General features: G+C 67.3%; 27 protein-coding genes. 19 read left to right on the forward strand and 8 right to left on the reverse strand.

The features are described 5' to 3' along the window. Positions 1–28: 28 nt before the first annotated feature. The 3 genes from O9281_RS09430 (at position 29) to O9281_RS09440 (ending at position 2,124) form a co-directional block, all read left to right on the forward strand. Positions 29–397, forward strand: a complete 369-nt coding sequence (locus O9281_RS09430; protein ID WP_298184899.1) for a MerC domain-containing protein — start codon at positions 29–31, stop codon at positions 395–397. A 66-nt stretch (positions 398–463) separates the two neighbouring features. Continuing rightward, positions 464–1,465 carry a sulfur carrier protein ThiS gene (gene thiS, locus O9281_RS09435; protein WP_298184902.1) on the forward strand — a complete coding sequence of 334 codons (1,002 nt, stop codon included), beginning with the start codon at positions 464–466 and terminating at the stop codon, positions 1,463–1,465. A 131-nt stretch (positions 1,466–1,596) separates the two neighbouring features. Beyond that, the gene (locus O9281_RS09440) at positions 1,597–2,124 is read left to right on the forward strand and encodes a hypothetical protein (RefSeq protein WP_298184904.1); all 528 of its coding nucleotides are present in this window, start codon (positions 1,597–1,599) and stop codon (positions 2,122–2,124) included. Between the two features lie 9 nt (positions 2,125–2,133). Here the strand turns inward: O9281_RS09440 and O9281_RS09445 are convergent, their stop codons facing one another. The 3 genes from O9281_RS09445 to O9281_RS09455 all read right to left on the reverse strand — a co-directional run bounded on the left by O9281_RS09445 (position 2,134) and on the right by O9281_RS09455 (position 6,851). Then, positions 2,134–3,966, reverse strand: coding sequence for a long-chain fatty acid--CoA ligase (locus O9281_RS09445; protein WP_298184906.1), 1,833 nt, complete (start codon positions 3,964–3,966; stop codon positions 2,134–2,136). A 104-nt stretch (positions 3,967–4,070) separates the two neighbouring features. Beyond that, on the reverse strand, positions 4,071–5,816 hold the full coding sequence (ggt, locus tag O9281_RS09450) for a gamma-glutamyltransferase (RefSeq protein WP_298184908.1): 1,746 nt from the start codon (positions 5,814–5,816) through the stop codon (positions 4,071–4,073). A gap of 9 nt (positions 5,817–5,825) precedes the next feature. Next, positions 5,826–6,851: a quinone-dependent dihydroorotate dehydrogenase gene (locus O9281_RS09455; protein ID WP_298185043.1), complete on the reverse strand. Its 1,026-nt coding sequence runs from the start codon at positions 6,849–6,851 to the stop codon at positions 5,826–5,828. A 301-nt stretch (positions 6,852–7,152) separates the two neighbouring features. Here O9281_RS09455 and O9281_RS09460 point away from each other — a divergent pair, with 301 nt between their 5' ends. The 11 genes from O9281_RS09460 (at position 7,153) to O9281_RS09510 (ending at position 15,036) form a co-directional block, all read left to right on the forward strand. Then, positions 7,153–8,088: an AraC family transcriptional regulator gene (locus O9281_RS09460; protein ID WP_298184910.1), complete on the forward strand. Its 936-nt coding sequence runs from the start codon at positions 7,153–7,155 to the stop codon at positions 8,086–8,088. A 66-nt stretch (positions 8,089–8,154) separates the two neighbouring features. Beyond that, positions 8,155–8,580, forward strand: coding sequence for an SUF system Fe-S cluster assembly regulator (locus O9281_RS09465; protein WP_298184912.1), 426 nt, complete (start codon positions 8,155–8,157; stop codon positions 8,578–8,580). Continuing rightward, positions 8,577–10,058, forward strand: coding sequence for a Fe-S cluster assembly protein SufB (gene sufB / locus O9281_RS09470; protein WP_298184914.1), 1,482 nt, complete (start codon positions 8,577–8,579; stop codon positions 10,056–10,058). The genes O9281_RS09465 and sufB overlap by 4 nt, the downstream gene beginning before the upstream one ends. Beyond that, positions 10,058–10,498, forward strand: coding sequence for a hypothetical protein (locus O9281_RS09475; protein WP_298184916.1), 441 nt, complete (start codon positions 10,058–10,060; stop codon positions 10,496–10,498). The genes sufB and O9281_RS09475 overlap by 1 nt, the downstream gene beginning before the upstream one ends. Continuing rightward, entirely contained in the window at positions 10,495–10,956 is a 462-nt protein-coding gene (locus O9281_RS09480; RefSeq protein ID WP_298184918.1) for a DUF559 domain-containing protein, read from the forward strand. The genes O9281_RS09475 and O9281_RS09480 overlap by 4 nt, the downstream gene beginning before the upstream one ends. Before the next feature lie 131 nt (positions 10,957–11,087). Continuing rightward, on the forward strand, positions 11,088–11,831 hold the full coding sequence (gene sufC, locus O9281_RS09485; protein WP_298184920.1) for a Fe-S cluster assembly ATPase SufC: 744 nt from the start codon (positions 11,088–11,090) through the stop codon (positions 11,829–11,831). Continuing rightward, positions 11,828–12,565, forward strand: a complete 738-nt coding sequence (locus tag O9281_RS09490) for a SufD family Fe-S cluster assembly protein (protein WP_298184922.1) — start codon at positions 11,828–11,830, stop codon at positions 12,563–12,565. The genes sufC and O9281_RS09490 overlap by 4 nt, the downstream gene beginning before the upstream one ends. Then, positions 12,562–13,728 (forward strand): aminotransferase class V-fold PLP-dependent enzyme, encoded by a 1,167-nt coding sequence (locus tag O9281_RS09495; protein WP_298184924.1) that lies wholly within the window; start codon positions 12,562–12,564, stop codon positions 13,726–13,728. The genes O9281_RS09490 and O9281_RS09495 overlap by 4 nt, the downstream gene beginning before the upstream one ends. Beyond that, positions 13,725–14,210 carry an SUF system Fe-S cluster assembly protein gene (locus tag O9281_RS09500; protein WP_298184926.1) on the forward strand — a complete coding sequence of 162 codons (486 nt, stop codon included), beginning with the start codon at positions 13,725–13,727 and terminating at the stop codon, positions 14,208–14,210. The genes O9281_RS09495 and O9281_RS09500 overlap by 4 nt, the downstream gene beginning before the upstream one ends. Then, positions 14,210–14,566 carry an iron-sulfur cluster assembly accessory protein gene (locus tag O9281_RS09505; protein ID WP_298184928.1) on the forward strand — a complete coding sequence of 119 codons (357 nt, stop codon included), beginning with the start codon at positions 14,210–14,212 and terminating at the stop codon, positions 14,564–14,566. Before O9281_RS09500 ends, O9281_RS09505 begins: the two co-directional genes overlap by 1 nt. Before the next feature lie 8 nt (positions 14,567–14,574). After that, positions 14,575–15,036 carry a hypothetical protein gene (locus O9281_RS09510; protein ID WP_298184930.1) on the forward strand — a complete coding sequence of 154 codons (462 nt, stop codon included), beginning with the start codon at positions 14,575–14,577 and terminating at the stop codon, positions 15,034–15,036. Positions 15,037–15,042: 6 nt separating this feature from the next. Here the strand turns inward: O9281_RS09510 and O9281_RS09515 are convergent, their stop codons facing one another. The 3 genes from O9281_RS09515 to O9281_RS09525 form a co-directional block, all read right to left on the reverse strand. Continuing rightward, a complete protein-coding gene (locus O9281_RS09515; RefSeq protein WP_298184931.1) occupies positions 15,043–15,999 on the reverse strand; it encodes a hypothetical protein in 957 nt (318 codons plus the stop codon). An 89-nt stretch (positions 16,000–16,088) separates the two neighbouring features. After that, positions 16,089–16,577, reverse strand: a complete 489-nt coding sequence (locus O9281_RS09520) for a hypothetical protein (protein WP_298184933.1) — start codon at positions 16,575–16,577, stop codon at positions 16,089–16,091. Further along, on the reverse strand, positions 16,567–17,292 hold the full coding sequence (locus O9281_RS09525; RefSeq protein ID WP_298184935.1) for an EI24 domain-containing protein: 726 nt from the start codon (positions 17,290–17,292) through the stop codon (positions 16,567–16,569). Before O9281_RS09525 ends, O9281_RS09520 begins: the two co-directional genes overlap by 11 nt. A gap of 120 nt (positions 17,293–17,412) precedes the next feature. Between O9281_RS09525 and O9281_RS09530 the strand changes: the two genes are divergently transcribed. After that, positions 17,413–18,408, forward strand: a complete 996-nt coding sequence (locus O9281_RS09530) for an adenosine kinase (protein ID WP_298184937.1) — start codon at positions 17,413–17,415, stop codon at positions 18,406–18,408. Between the two features lie 94 nt (positions 18,409–18,502). Here O9281_RS09530 and O9281_RS09535 read toward each other — a convergent pair whose 3' ends face one another. After that, positions 18,503–18,826, reverse strand: coding sequence for a UrcA family protein (locus O9281_RS09535; protein ID WP_298184939.1), 324 nt, complete (start codon positions 18,824–18,826; stop codon positions 18,503–18,505). A gap of 139 nt (positions 18,827–18,965) precedes the next feature. Here O9281_RS09535 and O9281_RS09540 point away from each other — a divergent pair, with 139 nt between their 5' ends. Then, the gene (locus tag O9281_RS09540; RefSeq protein ID WP_298184942.1) at positions 18,966–19,862 is read left to right on the forward strand and encodes a LysR substrate-binding domain-containing protein; all 897 of its coding nucleotides are present in this window, start codon (positions 18,966–18,968) and stop codon (positions 19,860–19,862) included. A gap of 4 nt (positions 19,863–19,866) precedes the next feature. Here the strand turns inward: O9281_RS09540 and purD are convergent, their stop codons facing one another. Beyond that, positions 19,867–21,150 carry a phosphoribosylamine--glycine ligase gene (gene purD, locus O9281_RS09545; protein WP_298184944.1) on the reverse strand — a complete coding sequence of 428 codons (1,284 nt, stop codon included), beginning with the start codon at positions 21,148–21,150 and terminating at the stop codon, positions 19,867–19,869. Here purD and xseA point away from each other — a divergent pair. The 3 genes from xseA to O9281_RS09560 are packed head-to-tail and all read left to right on the forward strand — an operon-like array spanning position 21,149 to position 23,659. Further along, on the forward strand, positions 21,149–22,555 hold the full coding sequence (gene xseA, locus O9281_RS09550) for an exodeoxyribonuclease VII large subunit (protein ID WP_298184945.1): 1,407 nt from the start codon (positions 21,149–21,151) through the stop codon (positions 22,553–22,555). The two genes, purD and xseA, sit on opposite strands and share 2 nt — an antisense overlap. A 27-nt stretch (positions 22,556–22,582) precedes the next feature. Then, positions 22,583–22,786: a DUF2093 domain-containing protein gene (locus tag O9281_RS09555; RefSeq protein WP_298184947.1), complete on the forward strand. Its 204-nt coding sequence runs from the start codon at positions 22,583–22,585 to the stop codon at positions 22,784–22,786. Then, positions 22,787–23,659 carry a M23 family metallopeptidase gene (locus O9281_RS09560; RefSeq protein WP_298184949.1) on the forward strand — a complete coding sequence of 291 codons (873 nt, stop codon included), beginning with the start codon at positions 22,787–22,789 and terminating at the stop codon, positions 23,657–23,659. Positions 23,660–23,845 lie beyond the last annotated feature (186 nt).

Below are 23,845 nucleotides of genomic sequence, written 5' to 3' on the forward strand. Positions count from 1 at the left end.
TAACATTGTAACATATAGGCCCGGAACGATGCGCGATGCGATCAACCTTATTCGCGGCCGGCTTGACCGTTTCGGCGTGCTCCTGTCCGGGCTGTGCCTGTTGCACTGCCTCGCCGGGCTCTTGCTGGTTGCCGGGCTGGGGCTGGGCGGGCAGTTCCTGTTCGCGCCGGTGATCCACCGCATTGGCCTGGCCCTGGCGATTGGTGTGGGGGCAATAACGCTGGGTATCGGCGTGGTCCGCCACCGCGATCCGCGCCCCTTGCAGATTGGCGCCGCCGGTCTGGCGCTGATGGCCGCGGCGCTGTTCGTCGGCCACGGCACGGAAGAAGCGGTGCTGACCATGGCCGGGGTCAGCCTGCTGGCCTGGGCGCACTGGCGCAACCTGCGGCTGGGCTGAACCGTCCGCCACACCTGTCCCATCGGTCCATTGCCAAAATCTGCCCGAACGCTATCTGCGCTGGGCATGACCGACCAGCTTTCCCTTACCGTCAATGGCGAACCTCGCCGCGCCGCGCATGGCACCGTGGCCGATCTGGTGCGTAGCCTCGAACTCGATCCGGCCAAGGTCGCGGTTGAACGCAATGGCCTGATCGTGCCGCGCTCGACCCTGGGCGACGTGGCGCTGGTCGATGGCGACGTGCTGGAAATCGTCCACTTCGTCGGCGGCGGCGATCATCAGTCCGATGATACCCTGGCCCAAGACACCTGGACGGTCGCCGGTCGGACCTTCCGCTCGCGGCTGATCGTCGGCACCGGCAAGTACAAGGACTTTGCCGAGAACGCCGCCGCGGTCGAGGCTTCGGGGGCTGAGATCGTCACGGTGGCGGTGCGCCGGGTCAACGTGTCTGATCCCAAGGCGCCGATGCTGACCGACTTCATCGATCCCAAGAAGATCACCTACCTGCCCAACACCGCCGGGTGCTTCACCGCAGAGGACGCGATCCGCACTCTGCGGCTGGCGCGCGAGGCGGGCGGCTGGGACCTGGTCAAGCTGGAAGTGCTGGGGGAAGCCCGCACGCTTTACCCTAATATGGTCGAAACCATCCGCGCCACCGAAGTGCTGGCCAAGGAAGGCTTCCTGCCGATGGTCTATTGCACCGACGATCCGATCGCGGCGAAGCAGCTGGAAGATGCCGGGGCGGTCGCGGTCATGCCGCTGGGCGCCCCGATCGGCTCGGGCCTTGGCATCCAGAACCGGGTGACGATCCGCCTGATCGTCGAAGGCGCGAAAGTGCCGGTGCTGGTCGATGCAGGGGTCGGCACGGCCTCTGATGCCGCCGTGGCGATGGAACTGGGCTGCGACGGAGTGCTGATGAACACGGCGATTGCCGAGGCGAAGGATCCGATCCGCATGGCGCGGGCGATGAAGCTGGCTGTCGAGGCCGGGCGCCACGCCTATCTCTCCGGCCGGATGGCGACCCGCAAATATGCCGATCCCTCCAGCCCGCTGGCCGGATTGATCTAGGTTTGCTGCCTCAAGTCAGGGCGGCCGTTGCCGTAAGCTCATGACGGATGTCATGAGCGCACCTGACCAGACACGGTTAACGCGATGCTAACCAAATTCTGGTGATCTGCTCCCGAACCAAGGGGGCAATCATGGCCAATACCGGTACCGCATCGCTGACTATTGCCGAACTGCGCGAGTTCGCCAGTTTCACGCCCTGCGAGCAGCGCTACATCAAGCGCAGCCTCGATGTCGGGCTGGGTCGGCAGGATGCCTTCAAGCTGTGGGCCCGCGATGCCGAGGAAACCGCCTCGATCCGCAGCCAGTACGTGGTCTACCAGGAACTCAAGGCCCTGCGCGGCCAGGTGCCCGGCGACAGCGCGTTCGAAAGCCTGGAAGGTTTCATGGGCAAGCTGCTGCGCGTCACCGCCTTCGACATCGCGCAGGATCGGTTGACCTGCTTTTCGGCCTACCGCTTCCTTTACGAACGGCTGCTGGGGGCCGAAGTCCGGCCTTTCCTGCCGAGCGCCTTCTGCGCCGCCGCCGCGCTGCCGCAGATCCGGCCCGAACGGCGCAAGCACCTGCTCCAGTCGATCAGCGAAGCCGCCGCCACTGCGCCAGGCTGGTCGAGCCGCGCGCCGAGCTTCTACCCCGAATGGGTGGAAAAGGAAGCGGCCTGAGCCGCGACCTTACCCCTTGTAAAGCGCGTCCAGCCGCTCGCTGTAGCGTTCCTTCAGCTTGTGGCGGCGGATCGACTGCTTGGGGGTCAGCTCCTCGTTGTCGATGGTGAAGGGCTCGTCCGCGAAAGCGAACTGGCGCACCTTTTCGATTACCGACAGGTCCTTGTTCACCCGGTCAATCGCTGCGCGCACGGCGCTGCGGAAGGCGGGCAGGTCCTGCAGCGCCTTCAGGTCGAATTTTTCGTCCTGCTCGCGGGCCCATTCCAGCGCCCATTCGGCATCGGGCACGATCAGCCCGACGATGTAGGGGCGGCGATCGCCGATCACCATGGCCTGGGCGATTTCCGGCTGGAGCGTCAGCAAGCCCTCGACCCGAGCGGGCGAGATATTGTCGCCCTTGTCGTTGACGATCATGTCCTTCTTGCGGTCGGTGATCACAACGCGCCCGGCCTCGTCGATATGGCCGATATCGCCGGTGTGCAGCCAGGGGCCCTTGTCGGGTTCGGCCGGATCAGGCTTCAGCGCCTTGTCGGTTTCGACCTGGTTGCGCCAATAGCCGTGCATCACCAGCTCGCCGCGCACCAGGATTTCGCCGTCCTCGGCAATCCGCACTTCCACCCCGTGGAGCGGCGGGCCGACGGTGTCCATCTTCAGCCCCACCTGGGGCCGATTGCACGAGATCACCGGACCGGCCTCGGTCTGGCCATAGCCCTGGAGCATGGTCAGCCCCATCGATTCGAAGAACACGCCCACTTCCGGGCTAAGCGGCGCGCCGCCCGAAACCATGGCCTTGATCCGCCCGCCAAACTTGGCGCGGATCTTGGGGCGCAGGGTCTTTTCCAGCACCAGGTCCATCGGCTTGTCGCGCCAGCGCTTGCGCCCGGCGGCCTTGTTGGAACCGATCGCCATGGCCTGGTCCATCAGGAAGTTGGCGACCTTCCCCTGCTTTTCGATCTGCTTCATGATCCGGGCGCGCAGCACCTCGAACAGGCGCGGCACGACGACCATGATCGAGGGGCGGGTTTCCTCGATATTGCTGGCCAGCTTTTCGAGGCCCTCGGCGTAATAGATCTGTGCGCCCACGCCGATTGGCAGCATCTGCCCGCCGGTATGCTCATAGGCATGGCTCAGCGGCAGGAACGACAGGAAGGCCTCATCCTCGTCCAGCCCGAAATCCTCGGCCAGCACGCGCGCAGCCCCATCGACGTTCATGATGATCGAGCCGTGGTGCTGCATCACCCCGCGCGGGGCGCCGCCCGTGCCGCTGGTGTAGATCAGGCAGGCGGTATCCGCCCGGCTGATCCCCGCGATCCGCGCCTCAACCGCCACCCGCGCCGCCGCGCCATCACCCGCGGTCAGCCTGGACCAGTCGTGATAGGCGAAAGTGCCCTGCTGGCCCATGCGCAGCGGTTCGATCCCGATCACATGCTTGGCCTTGCCCGAGCGCAGCACCGCGCCCAGCAGCGGCACGGCCAGCTTGTCGTTGGCCACGATCACCGCGCTTGCACCCGAATCGTCGAGGATGTGCAGGTGGTCGCGCTCGGTATTGGTGACATAGGCAGGGACGGTGATGCAGCCCGCCGCCATGATCGCGAAATCGGCGATGCACCATTCGGGGCGGTTTTCGGAGACCAGCATCACCCGGTCGCCATCCTGCAGCCCCATGGCGCGCAGCGATTCCGCCAGGGTGCAGACCTGCCGCACCACTTCGTTCCAGCTCAGCGATTGCCAGCTGCCATCGTGCTTGGCCCAAAGAAACGGCCGGTCGCCCCGTGCATCGGCGCGCTTCAGCAGAAGTTCGACCAGATTGGCGCTGGTCGGCAAGTCGGAAATATCTACCACGTGCACTGCCCCTTTTTGCAGCACCCTTCCCCTAATAGCCCGTTCCCTAGGCGGGCTTGGCCCTAGCGGCAAGCGCCTACTGGCGGAGCCATTTGATGACAGGCCTATTGCCGTGCGGCCTCGCCTTCGCTGCGCGGATCGGCCGCGCCCAGCAGCTTGCCGTCCAAAACCTGCACGGCGTTGCCCTTGAAGCTGCGGTCACGCAGGCGCACCTCGGCATGGCCCAGGCCCTGGAGCACCGGGATCAGCGCCTCGTGCTCGGTCCCGCGCTCGACGAAGACGGTATTGCCGCCCGGCGCATAGATCACCGGCAGGGCCAGGGCCTGGTCGGCCGGCAGGTTCCAGTCGACCACGGCGATGATCGCCTTCAGCACCTGGGCCGGGATGGTCACGCCACCGGCGGCGCCCACGGCCAGCTTCACCTTGCCATCGGGACCATAGACGATGGTCGGCGCCATCGAGCTGCGCGGCCGCTTGCCGCCCTCCACCCGGTTCGCGACGAGCCGCCCGTCCCGCTCAGGCAGGATCGACAGGTCGGTAAGCTCGTTGTTGAGGAAATAGCCGTTGACCATCAGCCCGGAGCCGAACGGCCCCTCGATGGTCGAGGTCAGGCTGGCGGTCATGCCATTGCGGTCGATCACCGAAAAGTGGCTGGTGCCGCGTTCCACCGGTCCTGCCCCGTCGGCCAGCGCCACCTTGACCCCGGCCGGGTTGCCCGGCGCGACCGAGGGCATGGCGCGATCCGTCGCGATCAGCTGCGACCGGGCGGCGATGTAGTCGGGGGCCAGCAGCCCGACCACCGGCACGTCGACGAAATCGGGGTCGGCCAGGTAGCGTTCGCGGTCGGCATAGGCCAGCCGCTGCGCCTCGGCGATCAGGTGCCAGGCGGTGGGCGAATCCTTGCCCATGGCCTTGAGGTCAAACCGCTCGAGCAGCTTGAGCGTGCCCAGCACGGTCGTCGCGCCGGAACTCGGCGGCCCCATCCCGCACATCCGGTGCTGGCGATAGGTCACGCAGACCGGCGGACGCGACTTGGCGCGATAGGCCTTGATATCGGCCAGGGTCATCGCGCTGGGGTTGCGCGGGGCAGTGTTCACCGTCCGGACGATCTCGGCCGCGTTCTGCCCGCGATAGAAGGCCTTTGGCCCTTCCCGGGAAAGATGTTCGAGGAACGTCGCCAGCGCCGGGTTCTTCAGCGTTGAACCCGCCGCGATCGGGCTACCATCGGCGTGGTAATAAAGCGTGCGGCCCTGTTCGGTCGAAGCGGCCAGGAGCTTGAACCGGGTCAGGAACTGGTTGAGCCGCAGGGAGACGACAAAGCCGTCGCGCGCCAGGCGGATCGCCGGCTGGAACAGCGCGCGCCACTTGAGCTTGCCGTGGCGGCGGTGTGCCTCTGCCATCAGCGCCAGGTTGCCGGGCACGCCCACGCTCTTCCCGCCGGGGATTGCTTCCATGTAGGACAGGTACTTGTCCCCCGCCTTGAACCAGTCGGGCGTGGCAGCTTTGGGGGCGGTTTCGCGCCCGTCGAGGGTGATCAGCTGGCCGCCCCCCGCCTTGCCAGGGCCCGTATCGAGCACCAGAAAGCCGCCGCCACCAATGCCGGAGCTTTGCGGTTCGACCACGGTCAGCGCCAGCAGCACGGCGAGCGCGGCGTCGGTGGCATTGCCGCCCTGGCGTAGGATTTCCGCGCCGGCCTCGGCCGCGCGCGGATCGGCGGCGGAAACCATGCCGCTTTCAAACGGCGCGGTCGCGGCGGTCTTCGCCAGGGCCGGGGTGGTAAAGGGGGCGGCAAGGGGGGTGACGCTGGCCAAGGCCAGAGCAGCGAGCGCGGTGTTGCGAAACAGGACCATGGGCCCTGCCTATTCGCTTCCCACCGCCTCGGCAATGCTGGCAAAGCCGTCGCGCCGCATCAGTCGCTCCAGCCCGTGGGTGATCCGGCGGGCAAGGCCGGGCCCTTCATAGACCATCGCGCTGTAGATCTGGACCAGGCTGGCCCCGGCCCGGATTCGCGCCCAGGCATCCTCGGCGCTGGCGATCCCACCCACACCGATCAACGGGATCGCGCCCTGGGCAGCCGCACGGAAATCGCGCAGCCGCGCTTGCGCCAGATCGCGCAGCGGCGCGCCCGACAGCCCGCCCGCCTCGCCGGCAAACCGCGATTGCAGCGGTGGCCGGGTGATCGTGGTGTTCGACACGATGATCGCTGCGATCCCATGTTTGAGCGCGGCTTCGACGATTCGGGCCGGGGCGGCCTCGTCTAGGTCCGGCGCCACTTTCAGGAAGACCGGCGGATCGCCCGCCTGCCGCTCGGCGGCGATGGCGGACAGCAGGTCGTTTAGCTCCTTGTCGCCCTGCAGGTCGCGCAGGCCGGGGGTGTTGGGCGAGGAGATGTTGACCGTGATATAGTCGGCCAGGCTGCGGAAAGCGGCGATTCCGGCCAGGTAATCGGCAATCCGGTCGGCCGAATCCTTGTTGGCCCCCACATTGGCGCCGACCACGCCCTGTCGCTTGCGTTTGGCCAGCCGCGCCGCCGCCGCCGCGTGGCCACCATTGTTGAAGCCCATCCGGTTGATCACCGCGCGGTCCTCGCTCAGGCGGAACAGGCGCGGCTGGGGGTTGCCCGGCTGCGGGCGCGGAGTCACGGTGCCGATCTCGGTAAAGCCGAAGCCCAGCCCCAGCACGGCATCGGGCACTTCGGCATCCTTGTCGAAGCCCGGGGCCATGCCCAGCGGATTGGGGAAATCGATCCCCGCTACCGTGGTTGCCAGCGACCCGGCGCGCGGCGGCCCGCCATGCGGCATTACCTTCAGCGAATCGATCGTCAGCCGGTGCGCGCGCTCGGCTTCGAACAGGAACAGGGCGGGGCGAAGCAGCGAGTAGAGCATGGTCACGGGGTGCCAGCCTATGGCAGCAGCGGCCAGTCAAGTCGATATGGTGCACCGGTTCGTCACAGATTGACGATTCCATACAATGCGCCGCCGCGATTCCCGGCTAGCTCATGCTGGCGACCCGAAGAACTGCCAATTTGCTTGGTGGTTCCTCAACTTCAGTAGCGACCCTCCGCCCAAAGCGCAGGGTCGCTTTTTTTGTGCCGACGATCCCTGAGCCAGCAACCTGGGCGGAGCCGGTTGAACTCGCCTAAATACCTATTGCCGTCAGAGCGGCCGAGCGGCACTCTTGCGAGTAATGTACCGGGGTGGTCGTGAAACAGTTATCGGGGGCGGCGAAGAGTCGGCGCTGACGCCTGCCAGCCTGATCCGGCTGACCCACTTTCCCGTACCGCCGAACCTGCAAGCCTTCTTCACTACCAGTTTCATGCTGGAATGCGACGAACGCGATATCTCCGATACCCTCCCGGCGGCCGTCGGTTACCTGGCCATTGTCCTTGAGGGCAAAGGTTCGCTGCGCTTTGCTTCGGGCCGAACCGATGCCGCCCACCCCGAAACGCTGCTCGCGCCAACCAATGCCGCGGTCGGGCTGGAAGTGGCCGGGCCGCTGCGGATGGTGGCCGTGGCGCTCGCCCCGCTGGGCTGGATCGCCCTGACCGGACGCGATGCCGCGCAATGGGCCGACCGGGTCGATGATGCCGGAGCGGTGCTGGGCGAGGCGATCAACCGGCTGGGCGATGACCTGCGCGCGGGTTGGCGCGCCGGCCGGATGGCGGTGCCCGATCTCGCTGCCGCCATGGTCGCGGACCTTGCCACCCGGCTGGCCCCGATCGACCCGGCTCATGCCCGACTGGCCCGCACGATCAGCGATTGGCTGTCGACCTCGCTCGATCCGGCGCTGGCCGACCTGCATGCCGCGGCCGGCTATTCGCCGCGACAGATCCAGCGGCTGACCATGCGCTATTTCGGGTGCAGCCCGAAGCTGCTGATGCGCAAGTACCGGGCCCTGCGGGTCGCGGCGTTGTTGCAGGCCCCCGGTCTGCCCGAGGCGAAGATCGCCGAACTGTTCAACCTGTTCTATGACCAGTCGCACCTGATCCGCGAGATTCGCCACTTCACCGGCCGCACCCCGCAACGCCTGATGGCTGATCGCGAGAACGTGCTGTCGAAGGCCAATTCACTGGAGAACTACACCCGGATCAAGCCCAATATCGCGCGCATTCCGGACGATTGATCTGGGCCAAAAAGGGGCCTAGGGCAATTCGGAACGAATCAATCCGATTTTGGCCGGAGCCCTCCAGTGCGCCTATCTTCCATGGCCGATTATGCTGTCGTCACGATGAGCGCCGCTGCGCGCCATTGCGGCGGCTCGCGCGTGTCCGCGGCGGAACTGGCCGCCGAAACCGGCCTGCCGGTGCCCACCGTGCAGAAGCTGGTCAGTCGCCTGACGGCGGCCGGTTTGCTGCGTTCGACGCGCGGCGTGGGCGGCGGCTTGAAGCTGGCGCGCCCGGCTGCGGCCATCAGCCTCGCTGATATCATTGAGGCCGTCGAAGGCCCGATCGCGCTGACTCAATGCGTGGACGAGGCGCGCTCGGACTGTTCGCTCGATGCTTGCTGCGCCGTCAGGCCGCACTGGCCGATCGTCAACGAGGCGCTGCGCGGTGCGTTGTCGCAGGTACCGCTGACCCGGCTGGCAGCGGTGCAGGCCGAAGGAGCCGCGGCATGAGCGAGGAAACCGCGATCAAGGATCAGGCCGCGCGTGAAGCCGCCGCCAAGGTGGCCGATTACGAGCACGGCTGGTCGGCGGATATCGAAACCGAGTTCGCCGAAAAGGGCCTGAATGAGGATACCGTCCGCTTCATCAGCGCCAAGAAGAACGAGCCCGAATGGATGCTCGACTGGCGGCTGAAGGCCTTCCGTCACTGGCAGACCATGCCCACGCCCGACTGGGCCAAGCTCAACATTCCGCCGATCGATTACCAGGACGCCTATTACTACGCCGCGCCCAAGGCGAAGAAGAAGCTCTCCAGCCTGGACGAGGTCGATCCCGAGATTCTCGAGGTCTACAAGAAGCTCGGCATTCCACTCGAAGAGCAGAAGGTGCTCGCCGGGGTGGAAGGTGCGCGCAAGGTTGCGGTCGATGCCGTGTTCGATTCGGTTTCGGTCGCCACCACCTTCCGCGAAGAGCTGAAGAAGGCCGGGGTCATCTTCCTCTCGATCTCGGAAGCGATCCGCGAATATCCGGAGCTGGTGAAGAAGTGGCTGGGCAAGGTCGTGCCGATGCACGACAACTTCTTTGCCGCCCTCAACTGCGCGGTCTTTTCGGACGGCACTTTCGTCTACATTCCCGAAGGCGTGCGCTGCCCGATGGAGCTCAGCACCTATTTCCGGATCAATGCGGAAAACACCGGGCAGTTCGAACGCACGCTGATCGTCGCCGACAAGGGCAGTTATGTCAGCTACCTTGAAGGCTGCACCGCGCCGATGCGCGATGAGAACCAGCTCCACGCCGCCGTGGTCGAACTGGTCGCGCTCGACGATGCCGAGATCAAGTATTCGACCGTCCAGAACTGGTATCCCGGCGATGCCGAGGGGAAGGGCGGGATCTACAACTTCGTCACCAAGCGCGCGCTGTGCCAGGGCAAGCGCAGCAAGGTCAGCTGGACCCAGGTCGAGACCGGTTCGGCGGTGACCTGGAAATATCCGTCCTGCGTGCTGAACGGTGAGGATTCGGTGGGCGAGTTCTACTCGGTCGCCGTCACAAACAATTACCAGCAGGCCGATACCGGCACCAAGATGATCCACAACGGCAAGGGCAGCCGTTCGACTATCGTGTCGAAGGGCATCTCGGCCGGCAACAGCCAGAACACCTATCGCGGCCTCGTCCGCGTCGCCCCCCAGGCCGAAGGGGTGCGCAATTTCACCCAGTGCGACAGCCTGTTGCTGGGCAAGGACTGCGGCGCGCATACCGTGCCCTATATCGAGGTGCGCAATCCCTCGGCCCAGATCGAACACGAGGCGACCACCAGCAAGATTTCGGACGACCAACTGTTCTACGCGATGCAGCGCGGGCTGGATCAGGAAGCTGCCGTGGCGCTGATCGTCAACGGCTTCGCCAAGGAAGTGCTGCAACAGCTGCCGATGGAATTTGCGGTCGAGGCGCAGAAGCTGCTCGGCATTTCGCTGGAAGGGAGTGTTGGCTGATGCGTCTTGGAATCGTGACCCTGGTGGTTGTTTCGGCGCTGTCGCTCACTGCCTGCGGTGAAAGCACCGTGCCTGCTGGCAGCGAAGCGGCATCCGGCGCGCTCGCGGCGCTGGATGACAGCAAGATCGCTGGCCTGCTTTCGACCGAGGCCAAGGCCGCGCTCGATATCCTGGGGCAGGGTGCCCGGACGGAAATCGCCGCCTATCAGGCGCAATACGGCAAGCTGCCGGAAAACCTCTCGGACCTCGCCTCGCTGCAAACCGCGCGGACCGCCGCCGTTGCCGCGATTACCGATGCCCTGGCCGAACAGGTGCCCTTCGTGCGGCGCGAAACGCTGGAGCAGATGGCCGGGCAATTCGTCGACCGGGCGCAGATGCGCGTGCTCGATCAGCTCAAGGCCGAAGCCGCCGCGGCCCCGGCTGAAAGCGCCGCGCAGTGACCAAGAAGACCCTCACCGTCCGCGCGCCCGCCGAGGATGCCGCTCCCGCGATCAGGAAAAAGGGTCGCGGCTGGGAAATCTCGGAAAAGCGGCTTGATGCCCTGCACGAGCGCGCCCGCGAAATGCGCCGCAACCCTTCGCCCGCCAGCGAGGCTCTCGCCGCAGCGCTCCTTGAGGTCGAGACCGGCGGCTACAAGTTCAAGCGGCAGGACGTGATCGGCTCGGCCATTGTCGATTTCGCCTGCAAGCCGCTGATGCTGGTGGTCGAGCTCGATGGCGACGAGGACGCCGCCTTCACCGCCGACCGCACCCGCAGCCTGACCGAGGTCGGCTACCGGGTCGAGCGGCTCTCCGCCACGGCGGTCCTGGCCGATCCGGCTGCCGCCGCCGCGCACGTTTCCGCCGTAATGCGCGAACGCTGGCATGAGCGGCGGGCGCTGAAGCGGGGGCGGAAATGAGCGTGGTGCTAATTGCCTCCACAACGGTCAGCCCGGACTTGTTCCGGGCCGGTGCGGTTCTGTTGCGCGCGGTCCATAGTGAAGCACTGGCCCGGAACAAGTCCGGGCTGACAAATGACGAGATGTCCTGAATGCTGACCATTACCGATCTTCACGCCACCGTTGCGGACAAGCCGATCCTCAAGGGCCTGTCGCTCACCATCAACGCCGGTGAGGTCCATGCGATCATGGGGCCGAACGGGGCGGGCAAGTCGACACTCGGCTATACCCTGGGCGGGCGGCCCGGTTACGAGGTGACTGGCGGTTCGGTCGAATTCCTGGGCCAGGACCTGCTCGAACTCGAACCGCACGAGCGGGCCGCTGCCGGGCTGTTCCTGGGCTTCCAGTACCCGGTCGAGATTCCGGGCGTGTCCTTCGTCCAGTTCCTGCGCGAAAGCCTCAATGCCCAGCGCAAGAGCCGGGGCGAGGAGCCGCTGTCGGGTGGGGACTTCCTCAAGCTGGCGCGCCAGCAGGCGGCCTTGCTCAAGCTGGACATGGATATGCTCAAGCGGCCGGTGAATGTCGGCTTCTCGGGCGGCGAGAAGAAGCGCGCCGAGATGGTCCAGATGGGCATCCTCGATCCCAAGCTGGCGATCCTCGACGAGACCGATTCCGGGCTCGATATCGATGCGCTGCGGATCGTGGGCGATGGGATCAATGCCGTGATGCGCAAGCCCGACAAGGCCGTGCTGCTGATCACGCACTATCAGCGCCTGCTCGATTACGTGAAGCCGGACTTTGTCCACGTTCTCGCCGGGGGTCGGATCGTCCGCACCGGCGGGCCGGAACTCGCGCTCGAACTGGAAGAGCGCGGTTACGAGGCAGTGGCGGCGTGACCCAGGCCCTCGCCCTTCCCACCCGCAAAGACGAGGACTTCCGCTATGCGGACCTCGCCGCGCTGGCCCCGCTGTGGCCGGTGGCGGTGGAAACGATTGCCGTTGCCGCCGGTGAGCGCGGCAGCCTGGCGCTGGTGCTGGATGGCAGCGAGCCGGTCGCCCGCGAGATCGCGATTACCCTGGGCGATGGTGCCAGCTTTGACCTGCGCGTGCTGAACGCGCCCGCTGCCTATGGCCGCGTCGCGGTACGGGTAGAGCTGGGCGCCGGGGCCGAATTCACGCTTGGCGCGGCGCAGCTGGCGGGCGGGGATCAGACCGTCGAGATCGTCACCGATGTCCTCCACGCCCACCCCGATGCGATCAGCCGCCAGGTGGTGCGCTCGGTCGCGGGCGGCAGCGCCACGGCCAATTACCTGGGCAAGGTGCGCGTCGCCAAGGGCGCGGACGGGACCGATGGCGAACAGTCGGTCCGGGCCATGCTGCTTGACCGGACGGCCACGGCCAATGCCCGGCCCGAACTGGAAATCTTCGCCGACGACGTGAAGTGCGCCCACGGCTGCGCGGTGGGCGAGCTGGACGCGAACAGCCTGTTCTACATGGCGCAGCGCGGGCTGCCGCCGGAGCTGGCCAAGCGGCTGATGCTCCAGGCCTTCGTCGCCGAAGCCTTCACCGGCGCGGCGGACGAGGAAGCCTTGCAGGCCGCTGCCAAGGCCGCGCTGGAGCGGCTGCTGTGAACGCTGTCCCCCTCCGCGCCGAGTTCCCCGGCCTCGCCGGTGGTTGGCATTACCTCGATACCGCCGCCACCGCGCAGAAGCCGCGGGCGGTGCTCGATGCCACGCTAAAGGCAATGGGCGCGGACTATGCCACGGTCCATCGCGGGGTCTATGCCCGTTCGGCCGAGATGACGCTGGCCTTCGAAGCCGCGCGGGGCAAGGTTGCCGCGCTGATCGGCGGCCGGAACGACGAGCTGGTCTTCACCCGCGGCGCGACCGAGGCGATCAACCTCGTGGCCTATAGCTACCCGAACAAGGGCCGGGTCCTGCTTTCTGTGCTGGAGCATCATTCGAACATCGTGCCCTGGCAGCTGGCCGGCTGGCAGGTCGATGTCTGCCCGCTGACCGCCGATGGCCGGATCGACCTGGATGCAGCCGAGGCCATGCTCACGCCCGAGCACACGATGGTCGCCTTCGCCCACGTCTCCAACGTGCTGGGTTCGGTGCTGGATGCCCCTCGCGCCGCCGAACTCGCGCACCGGGTCGGGGCAAAGCTGCTGCTCGATGGCTGCCAGGCCGTGCCGCGCCTGCCGGTCGATGTCGCGGCGCTGGGCTGTGACTTCTATGCCTTTTCCAGCCACAAGCTCTACGGCCCGACCGGGATCGGCGCGCTGTGGGGCTGGGGCGAGCTGCTGGAGGCCATGCCCCCCTGGCAGGGCGGCGGGGCGATGATCGACCGCGTTACTTTCGAGCGGACCACCTATGCCGCGCCGCCGCAGCGGTTTGAGGCCGGTACCCCCGCGATCGTCGAGGCGATCGGCTTCGGCGCGGCCGCCGACTGGGTCGCGGCCCATGGGCTGGCGGCCATCCACGCCCACGAGGCGGCGCTGGTGGCACAACTGCGCAGCGAACTGCGCCGCCGCAACGACATCACCCTGTTCGGGCCGGAGGAAAGCGCCGGGATCGTCTCTTTCGCGATGGAGGGGGTGCATCCGCACGATCTCGGCACCATATTGGATGAAGCCGGGGTCGCGATCCGCGCCGGGCATCACTGCGCCCAGCCACTGATGGATCACCTGGGCGTACCGGCCACGGCGCGGGCCAGTTTCGGACTGTATTCGGATGAGAGCGATATCGCCGCGCTGCTGGCGGGGATTGAACGGACACGGAGGATCTTCGGGTGAGTGGGGAACCGAAATTCACGATTCAGGAAGTGGAGGCCGTCTCGGCCCCGCCGCGCGCGCGGGTCGACGATGCGGCAACGCCGCCGGAATCGGCTGCCGCCAAGCTGGAGCGCAAGCGCGACTATCTCGATGGCTTCCTGAAGGCCCAGCCGCAGGACGTGCCTGCCGGTGAGCCCGGCGGTGCGATCCACGATGGGGTGATCGCCGCGCTGAAGGACATCTTCGATCCGGAAATCCCGGTGAACATCTATGACCTGGGCCTGATCTACGGGGTCGAGGTAGATGATGCCGGCGCCGTGGTGGTGATCATGACGCTGACCACCCCGCACTGCCCGGTGGCCGAATCGATGCCCGGCGAGGTCGAACTGCGGGTCGGCGCGGTGCCCGGCGTGCGCGATTGCGAGGTCAACCTGGTCTGGGATCCGCCGTGGGATCCCGCCAAGATGAGCGACGAGGCCCGGCTCGAACTGGGGATGTTGTGATGAGCGAGACCAAACTGCGCCAGCGCCCCGCTGCGGTGCTCCTTACGCCCGCCGCCGAAGCCCGGATCGCCGCGCTGATGGCCAAGGCGCCAGAGGGCGCGATCGGGGTCAAGCTGTCTACCCCGCGCCGGGGCTGTTCGGGGCTGGCCTATTCGGTCGACTACATCAGCGAAGCCAATGCCTTTGACGAGCGGATCGAAACCCCCGGCGGGCTGTTCTTCATCGATGGCGCCTCGGTGCTCTACCTGGTCGGCAGCACGATGGACTGGGTGGAAGACGATTTCACCGCCGGCTTCGTGTTCAACAACCCCAATGCCAAGGGCAGCTGCGGCTGCGGCGAGAGCTTTACGGTCTGAGCGCTGCCGTGCGCACGGTTGAGCTTTCGACCTATCTGGCCGCACCTCCGGAAGTGGTCTGGGACCATGTCCAGACTCCGCGCCTGCTGCATTATGTGGCACGGGGCCTGTTGCGGTTCGTTCCCCGCGGCAGGCCCTTCCCCGCGCGCTGGCACGAAGGCGAATTTCGCACCTGGATGCTGCTGTTCGGCTTCATTCCGATCGGCTGGCAGGCAATCGGGATCGAGCTGCCGGTCCAGCCCGCTGGCCGCTTCGTGGTGCGCGATAACGGCTATGGCCCGCTGATCCGGCGCTGGGATCACTGGATCGAGATCACGCCCGAAGGGGCCGGCACCCGCTATGTCGATCGGGTCCATATCGAGGCTGGCTTGCTGACCCCGCTGATCTGGGGTTTCGCGCGGCTGTTCTATACGCACCGCCAGCGCCGCTGGCGCAAGCTGGTGGCGAGTGGCTTCGCCTATCGCGGGTGATCCTGCTTACGGCCGCGGGACAAAGCTTTCGCCCGTTTCCTCGTCGATGAAGGCGATCAGCGCCTTTTCCAGCTCATCCAGTTCCTCGTCGGCATCAAGCCGGTCGCGCAGCCAGTCAGCCTCGGCCGGATCGAGCCGCGCGGCGGCCTCGGCCTCGCCATCCCAGTCGATCGTTTCAGCCTCGGACCCGCCGAGCAGGCTACCGAAGGCATCCTCCACGTCGGCGCGGGCCATGCGGCCGAGAAAGCCGCCGATCCCGGCCCCTTCCTGGTTCATGAATGCTTCCAGTTCGCTGGCTCGTTCGGCGCTCAGCGGTTCGCTGCCACCAAAGCCGAGCAGGTAATTGGCCACGCCCTGCACGAACAGCGCCTGCCATTCGGGGCAATTGGCTTCGTACAGCGACGCGTCCTTGAGCCGGAACAGCATTTCGGCCTCGGCCTTGCTGACCGCAGCCGGGCGGTCACCCCCGGCGGCAAAGATCATCCGGCGCAGTAGCGCCACTTCGGTGGGATTGATTCCGCCTGCGGCCAGTTCGCCATGGCGGGTCGGGCCTTCGCCGTGTTCCACTGCCCATTCGATCTGTTGCAGGGCATAGGCCTTGAGACTGGCGGGCACGCTGGTCGAGATTTCCAGAACGCGGACCAGCAGTTCCAGTTCGGCCAGCGAATCGACCCGGCCATCGCGGTCGATTCGCGCGATCAGCTCGTCGGCCATTTCCTGGTCGACATAGCCTGCCGGCTGGACCGTATGGACCACGAAGTTGCTCAGCGCCTCGACGAAGAAATCGCACCAGTCGCGATCCGGCTCGGTCAGCAGGTCATTGGCAACAAACAGCGATTCGGCCTCGTCCGGATCCATCCGGCCATCGGCCCAGCCGGCCCGGCGCAGGTCCTGCAATTCATCCGGCGCAATCATGCCATCGGCCGCAGCGGCAGCGGCGAGATCGCGGAAATGCATGGTCATGACGAGGCGGTCCTGCACAATTGGTCTTGCGCGGGCTTATCGCCGATCAGGGTTAAGGCGCCGTTACCCTTCTTTTCCGGGCATCGAGCCTAACGCGCGCGCAGCGCCGCAACGCAGGCCGCCCGGTCCACATCCTGCCCGTCGCTGGCCCGGCGGGCATCGAGATAGGTGGCAATCGGTTCGCGGCCCGGGACGGTCGGGTAGAGGTAGATGTCGAGCACACAGGCCCGGCCGCTGAATTGCAGCTTGCGGGCATCGCCCTCGATCACGTCGAGCCGGGGCTTGCCGAACTGGCGGCCCAGTTCGGCCGAGCTTGCGCCGATCACCCCTTCCAGCCCGGGCAGGGCCAGCGGCCGGGCGGTGGGCAGCGGGGCGCGATCGGGCTGGCGCGGCGCGGTCAGCGCCGGGCGTGGTTTCCCTGTTGGCGGCTTGTTGGCGGTCGGCTTTGTGGGGGCGGGCTTCGCGGGGGCTGGCTTGGTCGGCGCGGGCCTGGCGCCCGGACCTTGTGGCTGGGGCAGTCCGCCACAGGCGGCCAGCGCCGGGACCAGCACGGCGACAACGAGCAATCTAGGCAGCATGATCGGCCTTTCGCCGGTGGACCAGGTGGGTCGCCGCCGCCGCACCCAGCAGCGGCGCCAGGAAATTGACCAGCGGCACGGCCAGCAGCGCCGTTACCGTGCCGCCCAGCAGCAGGCGGGTCAGGCCGGTCAGCGGCGGGGCGGTGGTGGAATCGGGGCAGTGGCGCAGCCAGACCATGTCCTGCAACTCGCGCCCCAGCAGCACGGCATTGACCAGCAGAAAGACCAGCGCCGGGCCGATCCCCGTGACCAGCAGGACCAGCGCTAACGGCAGCGCGGCCAGGTTCCAGCCGAGCGCGCGGGCACCGCCGCGCAGGCCATGGCCCAGCTCCTCGCGCCATCCCAGCTGGCGGGCGCGGGCGGCCTGGGCCGGATAGTGCCGCGCCTCGACCGCGTGGACCACTTCGTCGGCAAAGAACTGCAAGACCGCCAGGGCCACGATCCGCCACAGCAGCCAGCCTGCCACCACCACGGCCACCAGCGACAGCAGCGCCCGGACCATACCCGCTTCGACCAGCCCCGTCTCGCCCAGGCCTGCCTCACCAAGTCGCGCTTCGGTCAGCCCGGCCAGGGCCAGACCGCGTTCGGCCAGCCACCACAGGCCGCTGCCTGCCACCACGAAGATCACCAGGGTGGCCAGCAGGCTCTTGCCCAGCACTCGCAGCACGGCAGGGTCGGTCAGCTGACCAAGGGCAAGGGTGAAGGCGCGCAGCATGGCTGATGCGAATCGCTGCTGGCGGGCGCGCTGTCAATCAGGCGGCATCTTGCCCTGCGGCGGGATGATGGCTAACCGCGCCGGATCATTCCCGTTTTCCCCCGGCGACAAGGATCTTCCGTGACTGCACCGACCACCGACGTGATCGCGATCGGCAATGCCATCGTCGACGTGATGGCCCCCTGCGCCGACGACCTGATCGACCAGCTCGGCCTGACCCGTGGCGGCATGACCCTGGTCGATACCGAACGGGCGAAGGCGCTGTACGACGCGATGGGCCCCGCGCGCGAGATTTCGGGCGGTTCTGCCGCCAATACCCTGGCGGGCCTGGCCGCGCTGGGGGCGAAGTGCGCCTTCATCGGTCAGGTGGCCGACGACCAGCTGGGCGAGGTCTTCGCCCACGATATCCGCGCTGGCGGGATTGCCTTCGATGTGGCGGCGCGGGCCGGCGATCCGCCAACGGCGCGCTGCCTGATCTTCGTGACGCCCGATGGCCAGCGCACGATGAACACTTTCCTGGGCGCCTCGCAGTTCCTGCCGGCCGCCGCGCTCAACGATGAAGCCATTGCCGCGGCCAAGGTGCTCTACCTCGAAGGCTACCTGTGGGACCCGGAAGAGCCGCGCGCCGCGATGCGCCGGGCGATTGCCGCCGCACGCAATGCCGGACGGCAGGTGGCCTTCACCCTGTCCGATGCCTTCGTGATCGATCGCCACGGCGATGATTTCCGCGCGCTGATCGCCGAAGGGCAGATCGACATCCTGTTCGCCAACCATGTCGAACTGGCGGCGCTGACCGGGCTCGACGATTTCGATGCCGGGATCGCCGCCTTGGAGGACAAGGTGCCGGTGCTGGTCGTGACCCGCAGCGAACATGGCGCCGTTGCAGTCTCCAGTGGCCAGCGCGCCGAAGTGCCGGCCGAACCGGTGGTCCGAGTGGTCGATACCACCGGCGCGGGCGATCTCTTCGCCGCCGGGTTCCTTTACGGCCACGTCAATGAGCGCCCGCTCCGCGAATGCCTGACGCTCGGCGCGATCTGCGCGGGCGAAATCATCTCGCACTTCGGCGCCCGGCCGGAGGCTGACCTCAAGGCCCTCATCAAGGCGCGGCTGGGCTGAGCACGCCAGTGGGGCGGCAACCCGCTGGGATTGCCGCCCGGTCAGGGACAAGTCACGCTTGAGGGACAGGGGGCGGGTGACCGTCCCTGGGGGGTTACCGCGCAGTGCTGGCGAAAACGGCGGCCCGCTGCTGTGCCCGGGCGATCGCAGCATCGCGCCGGGGCTGGATCTGCGCCTGCTGGGCAGTGCGGCATTCGTCTTCCGCCCGGTCGAGGTAAATCGCCATGTAGCCGGCCTGCGGTTCGCAGACCTGATCGATAGCGCGAGCAATCCGGCGGTCGAGGGCTTTCACGCCGGCCGCCGAGGCGAGGTTCAGGTCGCCATGGGCAATCCGGGCTGCCGGGGCGGACTGGGCCAGCAGCGGGCTGGCCTGAAGGCCGGTGGCAAGGAGGGTGAGCGGGAGGAGGATCTTGAGCATGGGTTGGTTCCTTGGGACATCGTGATGCCTCTCATCTGCCCGCAGTCTCCGCCCGAAACCAACAAAGCGTTGGACACAAATTACAAGTGCAGCTTATATATTGATGATGTCCCGGCTTCCCCCTCTTGCTGCTGTCAGGGTGTTTGAAGCGGCCGCGCGCCACGAGAATTTCAGCCGCGCGGCGGAAGAACTGGCGATGACCCAGGCCGGGGTGAGTTACCAGATCAAGCTGCTGGAGGAGCGGCTGGGCGCGCAGCTCTTCGTCCGGCGCGGTCGCAACATGGTTCTCACCGCATTGGGTCGCCGGATCGCGCCGCGGGTCAGCGAGTCCTTTGCCGGGCTGGAGGAAGCCTTTGCCCTGGTCCGGGCCGAGAACGAACGCGTGCTGACCATTACCGCGCCCAGCTCCTTCGCGACGCTGTGGCTGTCGGCGCGGTTGGGGGCGTTCCAGTTGCGCCACCCCGAACTGGCAGTGCGGCTGGATGTCAGCAACCGGCTGGTCGATCTGGAGAGTGGCGAATTCGACGTGGCGATCCGCCGGGTGGTGCGGCCCGGACCGGAGCTTGAGGCCCATTTCGTAATGCGTCATGTGTTCACACCGATGGCTAGCCCCGATTTCCTGCTGCACCATCCGGTGAACGAGCCGCGCGACTTCCTGTCTCTGCCGCGCATTTCGGCGGAAGATGAGTGGTGGCCGCGCTGGCTGGAGCAATTGCCGGAACCGCCCTCTAGCCTCGCCGCGCCGGCCGGGCTGCGGTTCGAATCCCAGGCGCTGGATAGCCAGGCGGCACTGGCGGGGCACGGCGTGGCCATGCTCAGCCCGTTCCTGTTCGCACGTGAACTGGAGCAGGGTCGGCTGATTGCGCCTTTTCCGCATATCGGGCGCGAGATCCACGCCTTGTGGCTGTGCTATTCGCCGCTCAAGCGCGGGCTGGCCAAGGTGCGCGCCTTTCGTCAGTGGCTGCTGGCCGAGGCGCGCAGTTCGGCCGGCAGCGATCCCTGGGGGGTGCTCGACCAGACCGGGCTGGCCGACTGACCGCTCAGTCTCCCGCCGCTTCGCGTGCCACTTCGCGCCAGCCGATGTCGCGGCGGCAGAACAGGTCGGGGGCCTCGATCAGGTCGACCGCGGCATAGGCTCGAGCCTGGGCCTCGGTCACGCTGGCGCCGCGGGCGGTGACGTTGAGCACGCGGCCGCCGTTGGCAACCAGCGCACCGTCGGCCAGCGCGGTGCCGGCATGGAACACCCTGGCCCCGGTGGCCTCGGCGGCCTCGACCCCGGCGATTGTACCGCCCTTTTTCGGCGTGCCGGGATAGCCGTCGGCCGCCAAGACCACGGTCAACGCGGTGTCGGGGGAAAAGCGCGGTGGCTCGATCGCGGCGAGGCGGCCTTCGGCGCAGGCGAGCAGCAGTTCGACAAGGTCGCTTTCCAGCCGCATCAGCATGACCTGGCATTCGGGATCGCCGAAGCGGCAGTTGTATTCGATCAGTTCCGGACCCCGCCTGGTCAGCATCACGCCCAGGAACAGCACGCCCGAATAGGGCATGCCCTCATCTGCCAGGCCTTTGACGGTGGGGGCGATGATCCGGGTCATGGCCTCGCCCTCAAGCAGGGGGGTCAGGACGTGGGCCGGGCTGTAGGCCCCCATGCCGCCGGTGTTGGGCCCGGTATCGCCTTCACCCACCCGCTTGTGGTCTTGCGCCGAGGCAAAGGGCAGGATGGTGTGCCCGTCGGTCAGGGCAAAGAAGCTCGCCTCCTCACCTTCCAGGAACTCCTCGATCACCGCCTCGGCCCCGGCGGCTCCGAACTTGCCGGAAAAGATCTCTTCCACGGCCGCCTGCGCCTCGGCCATGGTCATCGCCACGGTCACCCCCTTGCCAGCGGCGAGGCCATCGGCCTTGACCACCACCGGCGCGCCGAACTCGGCCAGCGCAAGTGTCGCTTGAGTGACATTGGTCACCCGTTTGAAGCCCGCCGTGGGGATGTTGTGGCGCGCGCAAAGCTCCTTGGTGAAGGCCTTTGAACCCTCCAGCTGTGCGGCGGCCTTGCTCGGCCCGAACACCGGGATTCCGGCGGCGCGCAGGGCATCCGCCAACCCGTCGACCAGTGGTGCTTCCGGGCCGACCACGACCAGCCCGACCCGCTCGGCGGCGCAGAATTCAAGCACGGCGGCATGATCCTCGGCGCTCAGCGCCACCAGCTCGGCATGGCTTGCGATCCCCGGATTACCGGGCGCGGCGAACAGCTTTGTGCAACGCGGGGATTGTGCCAGCTTCCACGCCAGCGCATGTTCGCGTCCGCCCGATCCCAACAGCAGGATGTTCATGCCCGGTCCTTATTCCGACGACGATGATGATGCCGGGCTGGTAGCGAAGGACGCCGCCGGGGACAACGCTGCCGCCCTCTCGGTCAGCGAAATATCTGCCGCGCTGAAGCGGGTGGTCGAGGACCGCTTTGGCTTCGTCCGCATCCGGGGCGAGCTTTCCGGCGTGAAACGCGCGGCTTCGGGCCATCTTTATCTCTCCCTGAAGGACGAGAACGCGCGGATCGACGGGGTGATGTGGCGCGGCAATGCCCAGCGGCTGGGCTTCCAGCCCGAGGATGGCCTGGAAGTGGTCGTCACCGGCAAGCTGACCACCTACCCCGGCCGCTCGAATTACCAGGTGGTGATCGACCGGATGGAGATCGCCGGCGAGGGCGCGCTGCTCGCCCTGCTGGCAAAAACCAAGGCCCGCCTGGAAGCCGAAGGGCTGTTCGATCCCGCGCGCAAGCGACGCCTGCCCTTCGTTCCGCGGGTAATTGGCGTGGTCACATCGCCCACCGGCGCGGTGATCCGCGACATCCTGCACCGCCTCGCCGATCGTTTTCCGGTCCATGTGCTGGTCTGGCCGGTGCTGGTTCAGGGCCAGGGTGCGGCGGAACAGGTCGCGGCGGCGGTGCGCGGGTTCGGAGCGATTGCGCCGGGCGGCCCGGTGCCCCGGCCCGACCTGGTGATCGTCGCGCGTGGCGGCGGCTCGATCGAGGACCTGTGGTCGTTCAACGAGGAGATCGTGGTTCGCGCGGTTGCCGCCAGTCCGATCCCGGTCATCTCTGCCGTCGGGCATGAAACCGACACGACGCTGGTCGATTTCGCTGCCGACCTGCGCGCGCCGACCCCGACTGCCGCAGCCGAGATCGCTGTGCCGGTGCGCGAGGAGCTGGCCGCGCAGCTGGCCGAACTTGCCCTGCGCCAGCGCCGTGCCGTGGCCCGCCCGCTGCAGCTGGGACGCGAGCGGCTGGCTGCCCGGGCCGAGCGTCTGCCCCAGCCCCAGGCGCTGTTCAGCCCGCACAGCCAGCGGCTGGACCAGTCGGCCGAGCGCCTGCGCCGCGCGCTGGTCGATCGCACGCGCCTCGCGGAAAGCCAGCTGCAACGCAGCGGCGGAAGGCTCTCGCTGCCGCTGCTGGAGGCGCGGCTGGGCCGGGCGAAGGAGCGGTTGGCCGGCCTTGCCCGGCTGCACGCCTCGCTAAATCCCGATGCGGTCCTGCAACGCGGCTATGTCCGGGTGACGGGCGCTGATGGCGCGACGCTGACCACCCGAGCCGATGCCGCAGCGCAGGCTGCGCTGACCCTGCATTTCCGCGATGGCGGCCTGGAGGTCGCCCCGCTGGAGGGTGGCCGACCGATCGCTGCGCCAGCCCGTGCCCGCTCTGCGCCCAAGCCGCCGCCGCCGGAGCAGGGGAAATTGCTCTAGGTCGCGCCCTGGGCTAGAAGGTGCCGCATGTTGATGTCCGCTTCCGACCGTCCCGCCACCCTGTTCTACCAGGCCAATGGCTTTCGCGTGCTGACCCATGGCAAGCACGTGGTCTGCGCCGTCAGTGCCGAGGCGATTCCGCTGGAGGCGCTGCGTTATTGGTGCGTCGAACGTCAGGAGGCCTATGTCTCGCCCGAACTGGCTACCAGGCGACTGCTGGGACAAGGCTGAATGGACCGCCGCCAGGTCGTGCTTGGCGGGGCCGGAGCCGGGCTGGTCGGACTGGCGGGCGGGGCCTTGTGGCCCGCCCACGCGGCCGAACGGGCCGATACCTTCGCGCTGACCGGCCAGCTGATCCAGGGCGGCTTCGCCCGCGGCCTTGCCCCGCGCGGTTCGCACGGCTTGCTGTTCAATGGCAAACCGGTGCCGGTTGCGCCCGATGGCCGCTTCCTGATTGCCTTCGATCGCGATGCCGGACCGGAAGCGCGGCTGGTTGCCGAATTCGTGAACGGCACCCTGATCGATTATCTGCTGCCGATCGCGCGGCGGGCCTGGCGGATCGAGCACATTCCGATCGGGCCGCGCCCCGGAACGGCTCCCAGCGAGGCCTTCGCCCGTCGCCGTGCGGCCGAACTTGAGCGGATCAGGGCGGCCCGCGCGATCGAACGCCCGGCCGAGGGCTGGCGGCAGAAGATGGTCTGGCCGGCTACCGGGCGGCTTTCAGGCCGGTTCGGTTCGCAGCGGATCTACAATGGCACGCCGGGCAGCTATCATTCAGGCACCGACATCGCCACCGGCGCTTCGGGCACGCCCTTTGTCGCGCCGGCCGATGGAGTGGTGATGCTGGCGGCCGACAGTCCGTTCAGCCTTGAAGGCCTGCTGCTGATGGTCGATCACGGCATGGGCCTGAACAGCGCTTTCCTGCACTGTTCGGCGCTGGCGGTGAAAGCGGGGGAAACAGTGCGCCAGGGGCAGGTGATCGGCCGGATCGGCGCCACCGGTCGCGCCACCGGACCTCACCTTCACTGGAGCCTCAAATGGCGCGACTCCCGGCTCGATCCGGAACTGTTCGTCCCGCCGATGCCCAAGGTGCCGGTACAGTAACCGGCGGGTATCGCAGCAAGATTGCACCGACGGCCGTGAATGCGAACGATTATTACTCGTTCAACTTGCAGCTGTGGCGCACTTGCAACAGACCGCAATCGAATGCGGCGGCGGACTTGAAATGCTTTGCCCCGCACCCGGGTTTTCGTCATGTCCCACCGATCTATCCGTGCAGCAGGCGGGGCT

It is taken from the genome of Novosphingobium sp., from assembly GCF_027531025.1.
In the GTDB taxonomy this organism is placed as follows: Bacteria; Pseudomonadota; Alphaproteobacteria; order Sphingomonadales; family Sphingomonadaceae; genus Novosphingobium.

Coding starts and splice junctions, on each gene's coding strand:
- O9281_RS09430 (WP_298184899.1), top strand. CDS start 29: ATGCGCGATGCGATCAACCTTATTCGCGGCCGGCTTGACCGTTTCGGC.
- thiS (WP_298184902.1), top strand. CDS start 464: ATGACCGACCAGCTTTCCCTTACCGTCAATGGCGAACCTCGCCGCGCC.
- O9281_RS09440 (WP_298184904.1), top strand. CDS start 1,597: ATGGCCAATACCGGTACCGCATCGCTGACTATTGCCGAACTGCGCGAG.
- ggt (WP_298184908.1), bottom strand. CDS start 5,816: ATGGTCCTGTTTCGCAACACCGCGCTCGCTGCTCTGGCCTTGGCCAGC.
- O9281_RS09455 (WP_298185043.1), bottom strand. CDS start 6,851: ATGCTCTACTCGCTGCTTCGCCCCGCCCTGTTCCTGTTCGAAGCCGAG.
- O9281_RS09460 (WP_298184910.1), top strand. CDS start 7,153: ATGTACCGGGGTGGTCGTGAAACAGTTATCGGGGGCGGCGAAGAGTCG.
- sufB (WP_298184914.1), top strand. CDS start 8,577: ATGAGCGAGGAAACCGCGATCAAGGATCAGGCCGCGCGTGAAGCCGCC.
- O9281_RS09475 (WP_298184916.1), top strand. CDS start 10,058: ATGCGTCTTGGAATCGTGACCCTGGTGGTTGTTTCGGCGCTGTCGCTC.
- sufC (WP_298184920.1), top strand. CDS start 11,088: ATGCTGACCATTACCGATCTTCACGCCACCGTTGCGGACAAGCCGATC.
- O9281_RS09505 (WP_298184928.1), top strand. CDS start 14,210: ATGAGCGAGACCAAACTGCGCCAGCGCCCCGCTGCGGTGCTCCTTACG.
- O9281_RS09515 (WP_298184931.1), bottom strand. CDS start 15,999: ATGACCATGCATTTCCGCGATCTCGCCGCTGCCGCTGCGGCCGATGGC.
- O9281_RS09520 (WP_298184933.1), bottom strand. CDS start 16,577: ATGCTGCCTAGATTGCTCGTTGTCGCCGTGCTGGTCCCGGCGCTGGCC.
- O9281_RS09525 (WP_298184935.1), bottom strand. CDS start 17,292: ATGCTGCGCGCCTTCACCCTTGCCCTTGGTCAGCTGACCGACCCTGCC.
- O9281_RS09535 (WP_298184939.1), bottom strand. CDS start 18,826: ATGCTCAAGATCCTCCTCCCGCTCACCCTCCTTGCCACCGGCCTTCAG.
- xseA (WP_298184945.1), top strand. CDS start 21,149: ATGCCCGGTCCTTATTCCGACGACGATGATGATGCCGGGCTGGTAGCG.
- purD (WP_298184944.1), bottom strand. CDS start 21,150: ATGAACATCCTGCTGTTGGGATCGGGCGGACGCGAACATGCGCTGGCG.
- O9281_RS09555 (WP_298184947.1), top strand. CDS start 22,583: ATGTTGATGTCCGCTTCCGACCGTCCCGCCACCCTGTTCTACCAGGCC.
- O9281_RS09560 (WP_298184949.1), top strand. CDS start 22,787: ATGGACCGCCGCCAGGTCGTGCTTGGCGGGGCCGGAGCCGGGCTGGTC.